The organism is Rhodococcus rhodnii NBRC 100604 (assembly GCF_001894925.1).
Classification (GTDB): domain Bacteria; phylum Actinomycetota; class Actinomycetes; order Mycobacteriales; family Mycobacteriaceae; genus Rhodococcus_F; species Rhodococcus_F rhodnii.
Genome location: NZ_BCXD01000021.1, coordinates 70,925 through 85,980, shown reverse-complemented (window position 1 = coordinate 85,980; position 15,056 = coordinate 70,925). Strand labels below are relative to the sequence as shown.

The 15,056-nt window shown below is 68.9% G+C and carries 14 protein-coding genes; 9 read left to right on the top strand and 5 right to left on the bottom strand.

All coding sequences use genetic code 11. The features are described from left to right. The first annotated feature begins 273 nt into the window (after positions 1-273). Positions 274-630, top strand: a complete 357-nt coding sequence (locus tag RR1_RS15875; protein ID WP_010839501.1) for a histone-like nucleoid-structuring protein Lsr2 — start codon at positions 274-276, stop codon at positions 628-630. 80 nt (positions 631-710) lie between these two features. Here RR1_RS15875 and RR1_RS15870 read toward each other — a convergent pair whose 3' ends face one another. After that, positions 711-1,538: an acyl-CoA thioesterase gene (locus RR1_RS15870; protein WP_010839500.1), complete on the bottom strand. Its 828-nt coding sequence runs from the start codon at positions 1,536-1,538 to the stop codon at positions 711-713. Between the two features lie 71 nt (positions 1,539-1,609). On the opposite strand from RR1_RS15870, the gene RR1_RS15865 reads away from it, so the two are divergent. Together RR1_RS15865 and RR1_RS15860 are read left to right on the top strand one after the other, a co-directional pair. Continuing rightward, positions 1,610-2,191: a TetR/AcrR family transcriptional regulator gene (locus tag RR1_RS15865; protein WP_010839499.1), complete on the top strand. Its 582-nt coding sequence runs from the start codon at positions 1,610-1,612 to the stop codon at positions 2,189-2,191. 248 nt (positions 2,192-2,439) lie between these two features. Further along, the gene (locus RR1_RS15860) at positions 2,440-4,974 is read left to right on the top strand and encodes an ATP-dependent Clp protease ATP-binding subunit (RefSeq protein ID WP_040774586.1); all 2,535 of its coding nucleotides are present in this window, start codon (positions 2,440-2,442) and stop codon (positions 4,972-4,974) included. A 43-nt stretch (positions 4,975-5,017) separates the two neighbouring features. Here RR1_RS15860 and RR1_RS15855 read toward each other — a convergent pair whose 3' ends face one another. Further along, positions 5,018-7,249 (bottom strand): DUF2254 family protein, encoded by a 2,232-nt coding sequence (locus RR1_RS15855; RefSeq protein WP_010839496.1) that lies wholly within the window; start codon positions 7,247-7,249, stop codon positions 5,018-5,020. Positions 7,250-7,455: 206 nt separating this feature from the next. On the opposite strand from RR1_RS15855, the gene RR1_RS15850 reads away from it, so the two are divergent. The 3 genes from RR1_RS15850 to RR1_RS15840 all read left to right on the top strand — a co-directional run bounded on the left by RR1_RS15850 (position 7,456) and on the right by RR1_RS15840 (position 9,619). Then, complete coding sequence (locus RR1_RS15850; RefSeq protein WP_010839495.1) at positions 7,456-7,893, top strand: OsmC family protein; 438 nt, start codon at positions 7,456-7,458, stop codon at positions 7,891-7,893. 50 nt (positions 7,894-7,943) lie between these two features. Continuing rightward, positions 7,944-8,588: a DsbA family oxidoreductase gene (locus tag RR1_RS15845; RefSeq protein ID WP_010839494.1), complete on the top strand. Its 645-nt coding sequence runs from the start codon at positions 7,944-7,946 to the stop codon at positions 8,586-8,588. 80 nt (positions 8,589-8,668) lie between these two features. Continuing rightward, a complete protein-coding gene (locus RR1_RS15840) occupies positions 8,669-9,619 on the top strand; it encodes a DUF5996 family protein (protein ID WP_010839493.1) in 951 nt (316 codons plus the stop codon). 29 nt (positions 9,620-9,648) lie between these two features. On the opposite strand, the gene RR1_RS15835 is transcribed toward RR1_RS15840, so the two are convergent. Continuing rightward, positions 9,649-9,966, bottom strand: coding sequence for an antibiotic biosynthesis monooxygenase family protein (locus RR1_RS15835; protein WP_010839492.1), 318 nt, complete (start codon positions 9,964-9,966; stop codon positions 9,649-9,651). A 32-nt stretch (positions 9,967-9,998) separates the two neighbouring features. Here RR1_RS15835 and RR1_RS15830 point away from each other — a divergent pair, with 32 nt between their 5' ends. After that, entirely contained in the window at positions 9,999-10,757 is a 759-nt protein-coding gene (locus RR1_RS15830) for an alpha/beta fold hydrolase (protein ID WP_040774584.1), read from the top strand. Here RR1_RS15830 and RR1_RS15825 read toward each other — a convergent pair. Continuing rightward, positions 10,706-11,698: an HhH-GPD family protein gene (locus RR1_RS15825; protein ID WP_010839491.1), complete on the bottom strand. Its 993-nt coding sequence runs from the start codon at positions 11,696-11,698 to the stop codon at positions 10,706-10,708. The genes RR1_RS15830 and RR1_RS15825 overlap by 52 nt on opposite strands. Before the next feature lie 74 nt (positions 11,699-11,772). On the opposite strand from RR1_RS15825, the gene RR1_RS15820 reads away from it, so the two are divergent. Both RR1_RS15820 and RR1_RS15815 read left to right on the top strand, forming a co-directional pair. Further along, positions 11,773-12,417, top strand: coding sequence for a carbonic anhydrase (locus RR1_RS15820; protein ID WP_040774602.1), 645 nt, complete (start codon positions 11,773-11,775; stop codon positions 12,415-12,417). 93 nt (positions 12,418-12,510) lie between these two features. Further along, positions 12,511-13,263, top strand: a complete 753-nt coding sequence (locus RR1_RS15815; RefSeq protein WP_010839489.1) for a hypothetical protein — start codon at positions 12,511-12,513, stop codon at positions 13,261-13,263. 17 nt (positions 13,264-13,280) lie between these two features. Here the strand turns inward: RR1_RS15815 and RR1_RS15810 are convergent, their stop codons facing one another. Continuing rightward, a complete protein-coding gene (locus RR1_RS15810) occupies positions 13,281-14,939 on the bottom strand; it encodes a PucR family transcriptional regulator (protein WP_010839488.1) in 1,659 nt (552 codons plus the stop codon). Between the last annotated feature and the right edge of the window lie 117 nt (positions 14,940-15,056).

Here is a 15,056-nt window from a genome sequence, read left to right as displayed (position 1 = left end):
ACGATACCCCCGCCGGCCGTTTCGCCCGCGCGAGAATACAGTGCGTACAGCCTCTCGGCGAAATCGGGTGAAGTGATTGTGGTGAAGGACCTGTTTTCGTTGCCGACCACCTACAGCTTCTGCGGGCGATCGGCGAAAACTGCCGCGCTGCTGGTTGATGCGTGAAACACATTGCGGAGTGGTCACGGCACTTTCGATTTCAGGGTAGTGTTGCGGTCGCGTGCGGCGAACGTACGTGTCGTTTTCGCTCTATACCGAAAGGAATGCCGACACATGGCGAAGAAAGTCACCGTCACCCTGATCGACGACCTCGATCAGGAGGCCACTGCCGACGAAACCGTTGAATTCGGACTCGACGGGGTGCAGTACGAAATCGATCTTTCTTCGGACAACGCGGCGAAGCTTCGTGACGAATTGGCCGAGTGGGTCTCGCACGCACGTCGCGTGACCGGTCGCAAGCGTACGAGGGCGGCCGGGGCGCCGTCGGCTTCGCGCGGCAAGGCGACGTCGGCGGCCGACCGCGAGACCACTGCCGCCATTCGGGAGTGGGCGCGGGAGAACAACCTCGCCGTGTCGGCACGTGGCCGCATCTCGGCCGAGGTCATCGAGGCGTACAACGCCGCGCACTGACTTTTCCTGCTCTCTCCGGTGGCGCAATGTTGCATCGTGTGCGCACGATGTGACATTGCGCCACAGGTGTTTTCGGGTGATCAGGCGTTGTCGGCCTTGAAGTAGACCAGCTGGTGGGTGGTGGCGAGCAGGGTGCCGTCGTGGCTCCACAGTTCGCCGGTCTGATCGAAATAGCCCTTGCCGAAACGCTGCGCGCGCGCCGTCGCGAGGAGATAGTCGTCACCGTGCGCGGCGAGTTCGTCGCTCGTCGCGTGGAAGTACACCGTGAACGTCACCGTGCCGGCGGGCAGATACGTGCCGCGGCGCAGAAATGCTCGCGGGTAGAACGCATCGCACATCGCGGTGAGCGACGTGAAATCGAGCGGCCGCACCGGTTCGTCGCGAATCCACATCGTGCTGATCGAGTCCGGGTGCGGGCTCTGCCGCTCGGAGAGTCCGCCCGCGACGAAACGCAGATCGTAGTTGCGGGCCCAGGCGATGAACTCGGGGAATCCCGCACGGTCGATTGTCGTGGGCTCGGGCGCCTCCGGCGGCGTCACCTCGGTGTCGGTCCACGTTTCGCGGCGCAACCCGAAGACCGCCGTCGCGGTGGTGGTGATCTCGCCGTTCTGCGAGATCTCGAGGTTCCAGTGCTGATTCGTTCGGTTCGTCCGCGCCGGCGTGACGGCGATGTCGAGTTCGCCCTCGGCGATGGCACCCGCGTAGTTCACGGTGAGCGAGAGCGGGTCGCCGAGCACATCCGGGTGGCTCTGCACGGCGCCGACGAGCGTCGCGGCCGTCATGCCGCCGAACGGCCCGACCATGTTGTTGTACGCGGGGGAGGTGTGCGCGCGGTACGCGCCCGGCGCCGCGGTGGGTTCGAGCTGCAGGGCGGCGTCGAACGGATGTGCCGTGGGGGCGTCGGACATCGAAACTCCTCGTGGGTCGGTTCTATGTATGACAACATACATAGAGGCCGGCGCGAGACGAGAGGAATCCCGTGGCACGCAAACAGAACCCCGACGCGGGAACCCGCGCGGCGATGATCACCGGCGCGATCGCCTCGATTCGTGAGAACGGCGTCGCCGCGACGTCCTTCGCCGACGTCCTCGCCAGGAGCGGCGCGTCGCGAGGATCGATCTATCACCACTTTCCGGGCGGTCGTGCGCAGCTCGTCGAGGACGCCACGCGATCCGCGGCGCGGTGGCTCGATCGCGAGATCGACCGCATCCTCGAGACGCGCGACGTCGCCGGCGCGCTCCGCGCGATCGTGGACCTGTGGCGCACCACGCTCGAACAGACCGACTATCGGTCCGGTTGCCCGATCGTCGCCGCCGCGCTCGGCCCCGACGCCGGAACGCGGGACATCGCCGCGGCCTCGTTCACGGCCTGGCGGGCCGTGATCGCATCGACGTTGATCGACGACGGAGCGACGCCGGAACGGGCCGGCTCGCTCGCGACGCTCGTGGTCGCCGCGCTCGAAGGAGCGCTGGTTCTGGCGCAGGCGGAACGCACCTCGAGGCCGCTCGACGTCGTCGTCGACGAGCTCGTGGCTCTGTGCGACTGTTCGCCCTCGGCGTAGCGCACCGGGAACGAATCCGCTCACCTGCGACGTTGGAGAATGGCAGGTGACGAAAGCCCTGCTCGCGTGTGCGTGGCAGCGACATCACCGGTATCGGCCAACTACGATGTTCAGTGGGGACGTGGAACCGCACTCGGCAGTACGGTGCATTCGCGAATTCCCCGCCGGTAGTGCCGGAGCGAACCGCGGCAGGGCAGCAACGGGACGTCCGGTCTCGTACTGCAAGCCGGAAAGTGTGAGGGAGAGCAATGTTCGAAAGGTTCACCGACCGCGCTCGGCGCGTTGTCGTCCTGGCTCAAGAAGAGGCCAGGATGCTCAACCACAACTACATCGGCACGGAGCACATCCTGCTGGGCCTCATCCACGAGGGCGAGGGTGTCGCTGCCAAGTCGCTGGAGTCGTTGGGCATCTCCCTCGAAGGAGTGCGCAGCCAAGTCGAAGAGATCATCGGTCAGGGACAGCAGTCCCCGTCCGGTCACATCCCCTTCACTCCGCGCGCCAAGAAGGTCCTCGAGCTGAGCCTGCGCGAAGCGCTGCAGCTCGGCCACAACTACATCGGCACCGAGCACATCCTGCTGGGCCTCATCCGCGAGGGTGAAGGCGTCGCTGCGCAGGTCCTCGTCAAGCTCGGCGCCGACCTCAATCGCGTCCGCCAGCAGGTCATCCAGCTGCTGTCGGGCTACCAGGGCAAGGAGCCGCAGGAAGCCGGCACCTCCCGCAGCGAGGCGGGCACTCCCTCGACGTCGCTCGTGCTCGATCAGTTCGGCCGCAACCTCACGCAGGCCGCGCTCGAAGGCAAGCTCGACCCGGTCATCGGCCGGGCCAAGGAGATCGAGCGTGTCATGCAGGTGCTCTCCCGCCGCACCAAGAACAACCCGGTGCTCATCGGCGAGCCCGGCGTCGGCAAGACGGCCGTCGTCGAGGGGCTCGCGCAGGCCATCGTCAACGGCGAGGTCCCCGAGACACTCAAAGACAAGCAGCTCTACACGCTCGACCTGGGCTCGCTCGTGGCCGGCAGCCGGTACCGCGGCGACTTCGAGGAACGCCTCAAGAAGGTCCTCAAGGAGATCAACACCCGCGGCGACATCATCCTGTTCATCGACGAGCTGCACACCCTCGTCGGCGCGGGTGCGGCCGAAGGTGCGATAGACGCCGCGTCGATCCTCAAGCCGAAGCTCGCCCGTGGCGAACTCCAGACGATCGGTGCGACGACGCTCGACGAGTACCGCAAGTACATCGAGAAGGACGCCGCGCTCGAGCGCCGCTTCCAGCCGGTGCAGGTCGGCGAGCCGACCGTCGAGCACACCATCGAGATCCTCAAGGGTCTGCGCGATCGCTACGAGGCGCACCACCGTGTGTCGATCACCGACAGCGCGCTCGCCGCGGCTGCGACGCTCGCCGACCGCTACATCAACGACCGGTTCCTGCCGGACAAGGCGATCGACCTCATCGACGAAGCGGGCGCGCGCATGCGCATCCGCCGGATGACGGCGCCGCCGGACCTGCGCGAGTTCGACGACAAGATCGCGGATGCACGCCGCGAGAAGGAGTCGGCGATCGACGCCCAGGACTTCGAGAAGGCCGCGAGCCTGCGCGACACCGAGAAGCAGCTCGTCGCCCAGCGCGGTGAGCGTGAGAAGCAGTGGCGCAGCGGCGACCTCGACGTCATCGCCGAGGTCGACGACGAGCAGATCGCCGAGGTCCTCGGCAACTGGACCGGTATCCCGGTGTTCAAGCTCACCGAGGAGGAGACCACGCGTCTGCTCCGTATGGAGGAGGAGCTGCACAAGCGGATCATCGGCCAGGAGGACGCCGTCAAGGCCGTCGCGAAGGCGATCCGCCGCACCCGCGCCGGACTCAAGGATCCGAAGCGCCCGTCGGGCTCGTTCATCTTCGCCGGCCCGTCCGGCGTCGGAAAGACCGAGCTGTCCAAGGCACTCGCGAACTTCCTGTTCGGTGAGGACGACGCGCTCATCCAGATCGACATGGGCGAGTTCCACGACCGCTTCACGGCGTCGAGGCTCTTCGGTGCGCCTCCCGGCTACGTCGGCTACGAAGAGGGCGGCCAGCTCACCGAGAAGGTGCGCCGCAAGCCGTTCAGCGTCGTGCTCTTCGACGAGATCGAGAAGGCACACCAGGAGATCTACAACACGCTCCTGCAGGTTCTCGAAGACGGCCGCCTCACCGACGGTCAGGGCCGCACGGTCGACTTCAAGAACACGGTGCTCATCTTCACGTCGAACCTCGGTACGTCCGACATCTCGAAGGCCGTCGGGCTCGGGTTCACGCAGGGCACCGGCAGCGAGTCGAACTACGAGCGGATGAAGCTCAAGGTCCACGACGAGCTGAAGAAGCACTTCCGTCCCGAGTTCCTGAACCGTATCGACGACATCGTCGTGTTCCACCAGCTCACGACGGAGCAGATCGTCGAGATGGTCGATCTCATGATCGGCCGTGTCGAGAAGGCACTGCGCAACAAGGACATGGACATCGAGGTCAGCGGTCTCGCCAAGTCGCTGCTCGCCAAGCGCGGCTTCGATCCTGTGCTCGGTGCGCGGCCGCTGCGTCGCACGATCCAGCGTGAGATCGAGGATCAGCTGTCGGAGAAGATCCTGTTCGGTGAGGTCGGTGCGGGCCAGACGGTCTACGTCGACGTCGAGAACTGGAACGGCGAGGGCGCCGGCGAGGACGCGAAGTTCACGTTCCGCGGCGAGGACAGGCCCGTCACCGTGCCCGACGAGATCCCCGAGGATCTGGCGAAGTCGGCAGCCGGCGACGAGTAGCTCGCTCCTACAACTGCATACGCACAGAACGGCCGGTGGACGCTCAGTCCACCGGCCGTTCTGCGTCGGTGGGGTGTGCGCTGCCGGTGTCGTCCGGCTCGACGACGAGTGGAGGAGCGGGCTCGGTTCGTCCCCATTGCGACCCGAACCCCTGCGGATCGGTGGCCTGGGCGAGCCGCAGGTCGAGCGGGTCGTGCCACTCGCGGCGTGCCTGGTCGTCGAGCGCCGCGAGCCGCGCCTCGAGCGGGGGGTGCTGCTCCGCCGGGGTCGCGGCGATCAGCGTGTGCAACAGTGCCCGCAGCCGCCGCTGGACCTGCGCCGACCCGCCGCTGAAGTGGCGGATCTCGTCGGTGGCGATCGAGACGTAGTCGCCCCACGTCCGTTCGTACCCCGCGATGCGGGTGAGGACGACGTGCGAGTCGTCGCGACGCACGACCGGAGCGATCTCGAGCAGCAGATCCTCGAGGTGGTCGATCGCCTGGACGGCGCGGCCCGGGTCGTTGATGCTCGGCGACAGCGCCTTGAGGGCGATGTCGGAGATCGCCTGGAGTGCAGCGGTCGGTGACGCCGCGGGGCTTCCCGCGTCGCCGAAGATCAGGCACGACGTCAACTGGTGCGGCCGAACGCGAACCGAACGGCCGTACACGTCGAAGAGCGTCGCACCCTGGGCGACGAAGTCGCCGATCGAGACGCGCACGATCACGGTGACGCCCCACCGGCGCGCGAGCCACTGGATGCGGCGCAGGTCGATCGCCAGCAGTACTCGCCCTTCCGCCGCGGGACGGCGCAGCACGATCGGGGTGCTCTCGCCGTCGGCGATCGCGGGGACGTCGTGGGTGCGGGCGACGGCGGGTCGTTCCGCACGGGAGGCCGAGACAGGGAACGTCCGGCGCAGCGACGATGCCCCCTGCCCCGCGATCCACAGCAGCAGTTTGCTCGAGTCGAGGATCATCCCGACCCGGCTGACGAGCGCGACGAACAGCACCGAACTCACGAGGGTGAGTCCGAGGGCGAGTCCGGTCGAGACGACGGGTTCGGCCTCCGCGCCGTCGACGGCGAGATCGAGCGCGATGATCGACGCGAAGACGAACGTCGCGAGGAACATCCCGATCGACCAGCGCATGATCGGTTCCTGTTGCAGCATCGGGACGACGCGCACCGAGATCTGCGACGCGCCGAACTGCATCGCGAGGGTGATGGCGGTGAAGACGAGACCCGTCAACGTCACCATCGCGCCTGCGATGACGCTGAGCAGGGTCGCCGTCGTTCCCGAGTCGAATCCGGTGACGGCCGCGGTCGCGGGATCGTCGTCGCCGAGCGAGTCGTCGAGGGCGACGAAGAGCAGTCCCAGCACGACGGCGAGCGCGACGAGGACGAGGGGGAGCCGCCACAGCGGAACGAATTCGAGGCGGCGCTTCAGCCTGCGCCAGCGGATCGCGTTCGCGGCCCGTGTCGCGAGGCCGGGCGCGCGCTCGCCCTCGGTGGGCACGAAGGGTAGCGGTGCGGGTTCGGCCGGCACCCCGAAGCGTCCCGACACGAACTCCTGCACGACGATCTTCCAGCGCACGATCGGACGCCGGTACCGCTCCTCGCGCCGCACGGCACGATCGAGTTTCGCCGGGCGAGTGGTGTAGCGACGCCGCGCCCACGGCGATCGCGGTCGGGCGAGCCGCCATGCGCCGACGACGAGCAGCGGCGGAAAGAACAGTCCGAGCAGGCCCGTCCACAGTTTTCCCTTGAGCAGGGTGAGCGCGGCGAGGGCGAACTGCAGCGCGAGAACGACGCCCACCGCGATCGCCGTCTCCGTGTCGTCGCCGCGAGCGATGTCGTCGAACTCGCCGACGAACCCGATCGGATGGATGCCGAGGAGGAACAGCACCGTGATCGCGAACGCGACGAACACCGCGTCGATCGAGGTGCGTCCCTCTTCCGCCCAGTACACGTCGCGCAGATGCAGGACGAGCGCGAACTCGTCGAGCACGAGCGCGCTGCCGATCCCGAACAGCGCTGCGAGAGCGCAGTTCGCGACGGGGGTGTCGAAGTCCGCGAGCGCGATGAAACAGAACCCGGACAGCAGCATCGCGAGCAGCCCGAACACGACGTGATGCACGTGGAGGCCGCCGGGCGTGATGTTGCCGGGCCACCACGAGACCTGGGCGCGGATCATGCGGGTGCTCACGCGGATGAACAGGAACGTCGCGACGAACGCCACGAGCAGAAAGAACAGTGGGAGGCGTCCGGTGGCGACGACGGTGTGCTCGAACCAGTGACTCATCGCGATCGTTCCCCCGCCGCAGCGTTCGTGTCGACTCCCGTGCCTGGTCGGGACGTGTGCAGGCACAACGTATCGCCGGAGTGTCGTGCGCGGGAGAAAATCCGCGGGCGGGTGGTCTGCTGCCGAACACCCCAGCGGTGCTCGCGCCGCGGGTACGTTCGAGTCGGGGCACGACAACCCAGGACCCGACGACGTGAGGAGATCGCATGCCCACCAGGACCGCGAGGACGGCGTGGAACGGCGGACTGCAGGACGGAAGCGGCCAGGTCGAGTTGAGCAGTTCACAACTCGCGACGTTCGAGGTGTCGTTCCCGACGCGATCGGCGGACTCCGCCGACGGTCACACCAGCCCCGAGGAGCTGATCGCGGCCGCGCATTCGTCGTGCTACGCGATGCAGTTGTCGGCGCTCATCGGTGAGGCCGGTGGCACGCCGCAGGCCGTCGAGGTGAAGGCGGACGTCTCGCTCGGGCCCGACGACGTAGGCTTCAAGCTGACGGGTATCGCGCTGACGGTGCGTGCCGAGGTCGACGGCGTGGACGCCGAGACGTTCGCGCGGATCGCCGCCGACGCCAAGCGGACGTGCCCCGTGAGCAAGGCGCTCACCGGCGTCGAGATCACGCTGGACGCCGCACTCGAGGGCTGACTCACGCCGAGCGCAGGAACAGCGGCGGCCGTCTGCGCGTTGGTGCGGTCGTGAGCAATGAGAACGACACGTCCCGTATCCACGTCGAGATCTGGTCGGACATCGCGTGCCCGTGGTGCTACATCGGCAAGGCGCGATTCCAATCGGCACTCGAGCAGTTCGAGGGCCGCGACCGCGTCGACGTCACCTGGCGCGCGTATCAGCTGATGGCCGACACCCCCGTGGGGGAGGGCCGCCGTGAGGTCGACGCCCTCGTCGAGTCGAAGGGGATGTCGCGCGAGCAGGTGCTCTCGATGTTCGATCACGTCGCGAAGACCGGCGCCGATGTCGGCCTCACGCTCGATTTCGAGAAGGCGATCGCTGCGAACACCTTCGACGCGCACCGTGTCGTCCAGCTCGCAGGAGATCGCGCGGGGGAGGTCGTCGACGGATTGTTCCGGGCGCACTTCGCGCAGGGCCTCGCGGTCGACGACCGCGACGTCCTCCTCGATGTCGCAACAGAGGCGGGACTCGAGCGCGATGTCGTCGCGAAGCAGCTGGCGAGCGAGGACGGCGCCGACGCGGTGCGTTCCGACCTCGCCGCCGCACGGGAACTGCAGATCGGTGGCGTGCCGTTCTTCGTCGGCAATCGCCGCGTCGCCGTGTCCGGGGCGCAGCCGGAGGACGTCTTCCTGCAGTTGCTCGCACAGGCCTGACGCCGCGCGGTTTCGGCCCACCCGAGCGGCCGGGTGCGACAGACTGGCAGGCACCGATCATCGAGCGGACGGGAGACGGCGTGAGCGAGCAGACGTGGCCTGCGTTGAAGGTCGACGAGTGGACCGCGACGAGAGACACGCTCCATATGTGGACGCAGATCGTCGGCAAGATCCGGCTGGCGCACGCGCCGTTGGTGAACCACTGGTGGCAGGTGACGCTGTACGTGTCGCCGCGAGGGCTGACGACGTCGAACGTGCCCTACGGGTCCGAGTCGTTCGACATCGAGTTCGACTTCGTCGATCACGTCCTGCGGATCCGGACGAGCCTCGGCGGCACCGCGACCGTGAAGCTCGAACCGCGCACCGTCGCCTCGTTCCACGACGAGACCATGACGGCACTGCGCGATCTCGGTTTCGAAACGACGATCTCGGCCACGCCGAACGAAGTGGATCCCGCGATCCCGTTCGCCTCCGACACCGAGCACGCCTCGTACGATCCCGAGGCCGCGCACCTGTTCTGGCGACAGCTCCTGCAGGCCGACCGGCTGTTCCATCAGTTCCGATCGCGATTCCTCGGCAAGGTCAGCCCCGTCCACTTCTTCTGGGGCTCATTCGATCTCGCGTGTACGAGGTTCTCAGGCCGAGAAGCTCCGACGCATCCGGGCGGCGCACCGAACTGCGGCGACTGGGTGATGGTCGAAGGCTATTCGCGCGAGCTGTCGTCGTGCGGCTTCTGGCCCGGCGGCGGTGAGGAGGGCGCGTTCTACGCGTACGCCTACCCGCAGCCCGAGGGCTTCGAGAAGTGGGACGTCCACCCGGCGGGGGCGGGCTGGAGCAACGACTTCGTGCAGTATCTCCTGCCGTACGAGAAGGTGCGTACCGCAGCCGATCCCGATGCGGCCGTCCTCGAGTTCCTGCAGAGCACCTACGAGGCCGAGGCCGTGCTCGCCGACTGGGACCGCAAGGCGCTCGAAACCGATCCCGACCGGCTCGACATGCATCGCGTGCGCGGGGAGCGATTCGGGCGCTGAGTCGCCCCCCGGCGCGCGGGGAGGTACGGTCAGTCGCCCGATCCGGCGGGGCGGGCGTCGAGCACGACCTCGAACTCGAGCAGCGAGGCACCGCTCGCGACGGGGTTGCGTGCTTCGCCGGCGTGCGCTGCCTTCGCGCCACCGTCGCGCCACGCGGCGAACGACTCCTCGTCCTTCCACTGCGTCACGACGAAGTACCGGGTCTCGCCGGCCGTCGGGCGCAGCAACTGGAAGCCCAGGAAGCCTGGCGAATCGTCCACGGTGTGTGCGCGGTTCGCGAAGCGCTTCTCGAGCTCGGGACCGGCGCCCTCGGGCACCTCGATTGCGTTGATCTTCACCACTGCCATGCCCGCGACCCTACTCCGATAGCCTGACCGCGATGATTGCCGACGGTGTGCACGACGAGGGGGGAAGCGGGACTCCGATCGTGCTGCTGCACGGGCTCATGGGCCGCTCGCGGACATGGCGTCGGCAGGTCCCGTGGCTGCGCGAACTCGGGCACGTCCACACGGTCGACGCGGCCGGACACGGTCGCCCGGCCCCGCATCCGCTCTCGACGGAAGCGTTCGTGGACGACCTGACCGAGCAGCTTCGAGGCGTCACCGAGCCGATGGTCCTCGTCGGGCATTCGATGGGCGGTCTGCACGCGTGGATGTTCGCTGCGCGGCACCCGGCCCGCGTGCGGGCGATCGTCGTCGAGGACATGGCCCCGGATTTCCGTGGCCGCAGCGCACACGACTGGGCCGAGACGATCCGCAGCTGGCCTGCATTCGCCGACGATCGCGCCGTCCTCGCTCACTTCGGCGACGTCGCCGGACAGTATTTTCTCGATGCGCTCGACCGCACGCCCGAGGGATTCCGCCTCCACGGCGACGTCGAGACCTTCCGCGACATCTCGCAGGAATGGGGGACGCGTGACTTCTGGCAGCAGTGGGCCGCGACGACCGCGCCCGCCCTCGTCATCGAGGGGGAGTACTCGATCACGCCGCAGGGGCAGATGCGCCGCATGGCGACGGCGCGGCCCGGCGTCCGCTACGAACGGGTCGAGGGGGCCGCGCATCTCGTCCACGACGAGCAGCCGGAGCGCTATCGCGAGTTGGTCGAGCCGTTCGTGCGCGCCCACGTCGACGCGCCGTGACCGTCGCCGGCGAGCACGAACAGCCCGGCGGCAGTCTGCTCGACGAGGCCGTCGACGAGCAGTGAATCGAGCGCGCGGTCGCGCTGACCGGGGTCGGTGAGCCACACCCGGTCGATCGTGTCGCGGCGGACGGGGACGTCGCTCTCGCGCAGGACGGCCATGATCTTCCCGCGCACCTGACGATCGGTACCCGCGAACTTCTGGGCGGCGCGCCGCGGGCCGTCGTGCGCCGGACGGCCGGCCTCCACCCACGCGCACCGGGGCAGCGGGCAGCGCGCGCAGTCCGGGGTCCGGGCCGTGCACACCGTCGCGCCGAGTTCCATCAACGCGGCCGAGTACGTCGCGGCGCGGGGCCGCGGGCGCGGCAGCAGCACCTCGACGTCGGCGAGATCGCGGTTGGTCGACGGCGGGCCGGGCTCGGCAGAGCCGTGAACCGCACGCGCGACGACGCGGCGCACGTTGGTGTCGACGACCGGCACCCGCGCCCCGTAGGCGAAGCACGCGACGGCCCTGGCGGTGTAGGCGCCGACGCCCGGCAACGACAGCAGCGTCTCGACGTCCTCGGGCACGACGTCGTCGTGATCACGTGCGAGCACGCCCGCGCACTCGTGCAGCCGCAACGCCCGACGCGGATAACCGAGCTTTCCCCAGGCCCGAAGCACGTCGGCGGGGCTCGACGTGGCCATCGCCGACGGGACGGGCCACCGCACGATCCACTCCTCCCAGATCGGCGCCACACGGGCGACGGGAGTCTGCTGCAGCATGACCTCGCTCATCAGCACCTGCCACGCCGAGATCCCGTCGCGTCGCCACGGCAGATCGCGGCGGTGTCGCTCGTACCACGCGAGCAGGGCGCGTGCGTCGATCGCACGCGCGCCCTCGGGACGTCGTTCGGTGGGACGTCGTTCGGCGGGGCGGCCGTCGGCAGGGGCAGCAGTCATCGCGGGTGCGGAACTCCTCCGTCGTCGCGTCGGCCGGGTACGCGGATGCGTCCGGCGGCGTGCATCATGGACTCATGCCGAATTCGAACCCGATCTCAGCGTGGAAGTCCCTGCGTCAGGGTAACGAGCGTTTCGTGTCGGGCACCGCCCTGCATCCGAGCCAGGGAATCTCCGATCGCGCGAAGCTCGTGGCGTCGCAGCATCCGACGTCCGTGCTGTTCGGCTGCGGTGACTCGCGCGTCGCCGCCGAGATCATCTTCGATCAGGGGCTCGGCGACATGTTCGTCGTCCGCACCGCCGGCCACACGATCGACAGCGCCGTCCTCGGGTCGATCGAGTACGCCGTCGCTGTGCTGGGCGTCCCGCTCATCACGGTCCTCGGTCACGACCGTTGCGGCGCCGTCAAGGCGACGCTCGACGCCCTCGATCACGGCAGCGTGCCGGGCGGTTTCATCCGCGACGTCGTCGAGCGCGTGTCGCCGTCGATCCTCATGGGCCGCCGCGAGGGCCTGACCTCGGTGGACGATCTCGAGGCGCGGCACGTCGCCGAGACCGGCGATCTGCTGATGCAGCGTTCGCGGATCATCGCCGAGCGCGTCGAGGCGGGCACCCTCGCGATCGTCGGTGTCACCTACAAGCTCGAGGACGGTCGCTGCGAGTTGCGCGACGTCGTGGGCGATGTCGGCGAGCAGCCCGACCGCCCGATTCTCGCGAAGTAGCCCGTCCTATACGGCACACGCCCCGCATCCTGCGGGGCGACACGCCGAATCGGGTGAACTACGCAGGCACCCGCCCGCATTACCGTTGACCACGTGCTGGAACCCCGTGGCCCGCTTCCACCCGAGATCTACTGGCGACGACGCGTCGTCGCGATCGCGGCCGCGGTCGTGACGCTGCTGCTGGTCGTGTGGGGAATCGCAGCACTCGGCGGCGGCAGCGACAGCGAGGCAACGGCGGAGACCGCCGAGACCACGGCGCTGCCCACCGCGACGTCGACGACCGCCACTCCGTCCGGATCGCAGACCTCCGGGTCGGGCGGCTCGGGGACGGGCGGTGGAGGCGGTTCGGGAGCGTCGGGTTCGGCCTCCGGGACGTCGTCCGATCGCGAGTCCGACGAGGACTCCGACGACGAGACCTCGTCCGAGCCGGTGCCGCCCGGGCAGTGCCCGGATCAGTCGCTCGCGATCAAGGCGACGCCCGACAAGCCGATCTACGGTCCCGGCGAGGAACCGTCGTTCACGACGGCCGTCACGAACATCGGCACGTCGGTGTGCGAGCGCGACCTCGGCAGCGGGCTGCAGCAGGTGCTGGTCTACACCCTCGACGGCAAGCAGCGGCTGTGGTCGAACATCGACTGCTTCCCGCAGAGCGACGCCGACATCCGCGAACTCAAGCCCGGTGAGCAGGCCGTGTTCACCGTCAAGTGGTCGGCGAAGACGTCCACGCCCGAGTGCGCGGAGGAACCGCAGCCGCAGCGCGACCCCGTCGGCGCAGGCGACTTCACAGTCGTCGGTCAGCTCGGCGAACTGCGTTCGGCACCCGAGCCGTTCCGGATGAACGCCTAGCCGATCGTGTGATCGGCTCACGCGGTGCGGCCGTGCGCGCGGAGCTGGATCTCGAACAGCAGCCGGTCCGATGCGTCCTGCAGGTCGATACCGACGATCTCCTGCACTCGCCGAATCCGGTAGCGCAGCGTGTTGGGATGCACGCGAAGGGCCGTCGCGGCGGCGCGGACGTCGCCGTACGCCGACAGGTATGCGGCGGCACTCGCGCACAGGCTCGACGCATGCTGCTCGTCGTAGCCGATCAGCGCGTCCAGCCGCGGATCGCGCAGCTGCGGATCGGCCGCGACGAGGTCGACGATCTCGCCCAGCAGCACCGGCGTCCGCGATTCCGCGAGCGTCGTCACGCGACCGTCGGGGAAGGTCGCGGCGGTGCCGTCGAGTACGCGGTCCACTTCGAGCCGTGCACTCGCGACGTGCCCGAGATCCGGCACGGGCACGGCGATCGCGGCGCGCAGCACGATCGCGCGCTTCGTCTCGAACTGCTCGACGAGGGCGCGTGTCCACGCCGCGATGCTCGTCGCCGACTGGTACTCCGGCAGCAGGACGTAGGCGCGGTCGCCGATGACGGTCGACACCGAGTCGCGGCGAAACGAGCTCGCGTGCAGCCGCAGCACGCTGCCCAGCTCAGCGAATCCGCCGGCATCCGGAGCTGGACCGGTCGGGGCGAAGCCGATGACGGCAGCCGGTCCCGTCGCCGCGATGCCGAGCGCCGCCGATACGGACGGCACGTCGACGCCGGAGCCGCGAGCACCGAACAGTCGCTGGATCAGGACGCCCTCGGCGGACGGTGCGTTGCGGGTGCGCGTGACGATGCGCGCCGCGATCGCTGCCGCGCCTCGGAGCACCGCCTCGGCGTCGGGCGCGAACGGCGCGTGCCCCTGCTGCAGCCAGATGCTGCCGAGCACGTGCGGCGCCGGCCCGCCCCCCTCGGCCGGGCGGCGGATGCCGACGACGAGCCTGCGCTCGGTGCCGAGCGCCGCGTGCGCCGGGACGTCGATCACGTCGTCGCTCTCGCGCATCCGGTCGTAGACGCCCCACGTTCGTAGCGCCCGGAGGTAGTCGCGCGGGCCTTCGCGACCGAGGATCGACAGGCGGCGTAGTTCGTCGGCGGAGTCGTCGGACGGCGAGTACGCGAGGACGTTCGCCTGTGCATCCTCGATCGAGACCATGCCACCGGCGTTCTGGGCGACGATCTGGGCGAGCCCGAAGAGGTCGGTGTCGGTGGCGGCGAGGTCCGGGTCCATCGCCGCCTCGACGCGCGAGCGGTCGAGCATACGGCCGAGGAGTCCGAACACGTGCTCCCACCGGGCCTTCGGGTGCACAGCGACGAGGGCGATGCCGGCCCGGTGCGCGGCGTCGGCGAGCGCGCCGTCGTGCGCGGGATGCTTGGACATCACCGCGCGCGGCCGCAGCTCGGACGGCCGCTCAGCGAGTGCGCCGAACCACGACGTCGTCTCGGCTTCGCCGGTCCCGACCAGCAGATACAGGTCGGGTAGCGGGGTGTGAGATTCGAGTTCGGTTGCGAGGTCGCCGGTCTCGACGAGTGCCAGGGTCGCGATCGGAGTCTCGCCGTGGCCCGCGGGCGCGAAGACGACCGCGGTGTCGAGGGCGCCGAGCAACTCGCGCAGCGAGACGGCGTTCGCCGTGTGGGGGACGTTCGTCGATGTCACCGGCATCCGCCTCCTCCCCATGTGCTCTTTGGCCGACTGTACAACGCAGCAGCTCGATATTCGTTCGGGAGGCCGATTGTCCGATCGTCGCGCTCGTGTTGACTACGGCGAGTTCGTTCGCGG

Bases quoted from the DNA above. Each gene is read 5' to 3' on its own strand.
- RR1_RS15875 (WP_010839501.1), top strand. From the start codon at position 274: ATGGCGAAGAAAGTCACCGTCACCCTGATCGACGACCTCGATCAGGAG.
- RR1_RS15870 (WP_010839500.1), bottom strand. From the start codon at position 1,538: ATGTCCGACGCCCCCACGGCACATCCGTTCGACGCCGCCCTGCAGCTC.
- RR1_RS15860 (WP_040774586.1), top strand. From the start codon at position 2,440: ATGTTCGAAAGGTTCACCGACCGCGCTCGGCGCGTTGTCGTCCTGGCT.
- RR1_RS15855 (WP_010839496.1), bottom strand. From the start codon at position 7,249: ATGAGTCACTGGTTCGAGCACACCGTCGTCGCCACCGGACGCCTCCCA.
- RR1_RS15850 (WP_010839495.1), top strand. From the start codon at position 7,456: ATGCCCACCAGGACCGCGAGGACGGCGTGGAACGGCGGACTGCAGGAC.
- RR1_RS15835 (WP_010839492.1), bottom strand. From the start codon at position 9,966: ATGGCAGTGGTGAAGATCAACGCAATCGAGGTGCCCGAGGGCGCCGGT.
- RR1_RS15830 (WP_040774584.1), top strand. From the start codon at position 9,999: ATGATTGCCGACGGTGTGCACGACGAGGGGGGAAGCGGGACTCCGATC.
- RR1_RS15825 (WP_010839491.1), bottom strand. From the start codon at position 11,698: ATGACTGCTGCCCCTGCCGACGGCCGCCCCGCCGAACGACGTCCCACC.
- RR1_RS15820 (WP_040774602.1), top strand. From the start codon at position 11,773: ATGCCGAATTCGAACCCGATCTCAGCGTGGAAGTCCCTGCGTCAGGGT.
- RR1_RS15810 (WP_010839488.1), bottom strand. From the start codon at position 14,939: ATGCCGGTGACATCGACGAACGTCCCCCACACGGCGAACGCCGTCTCG.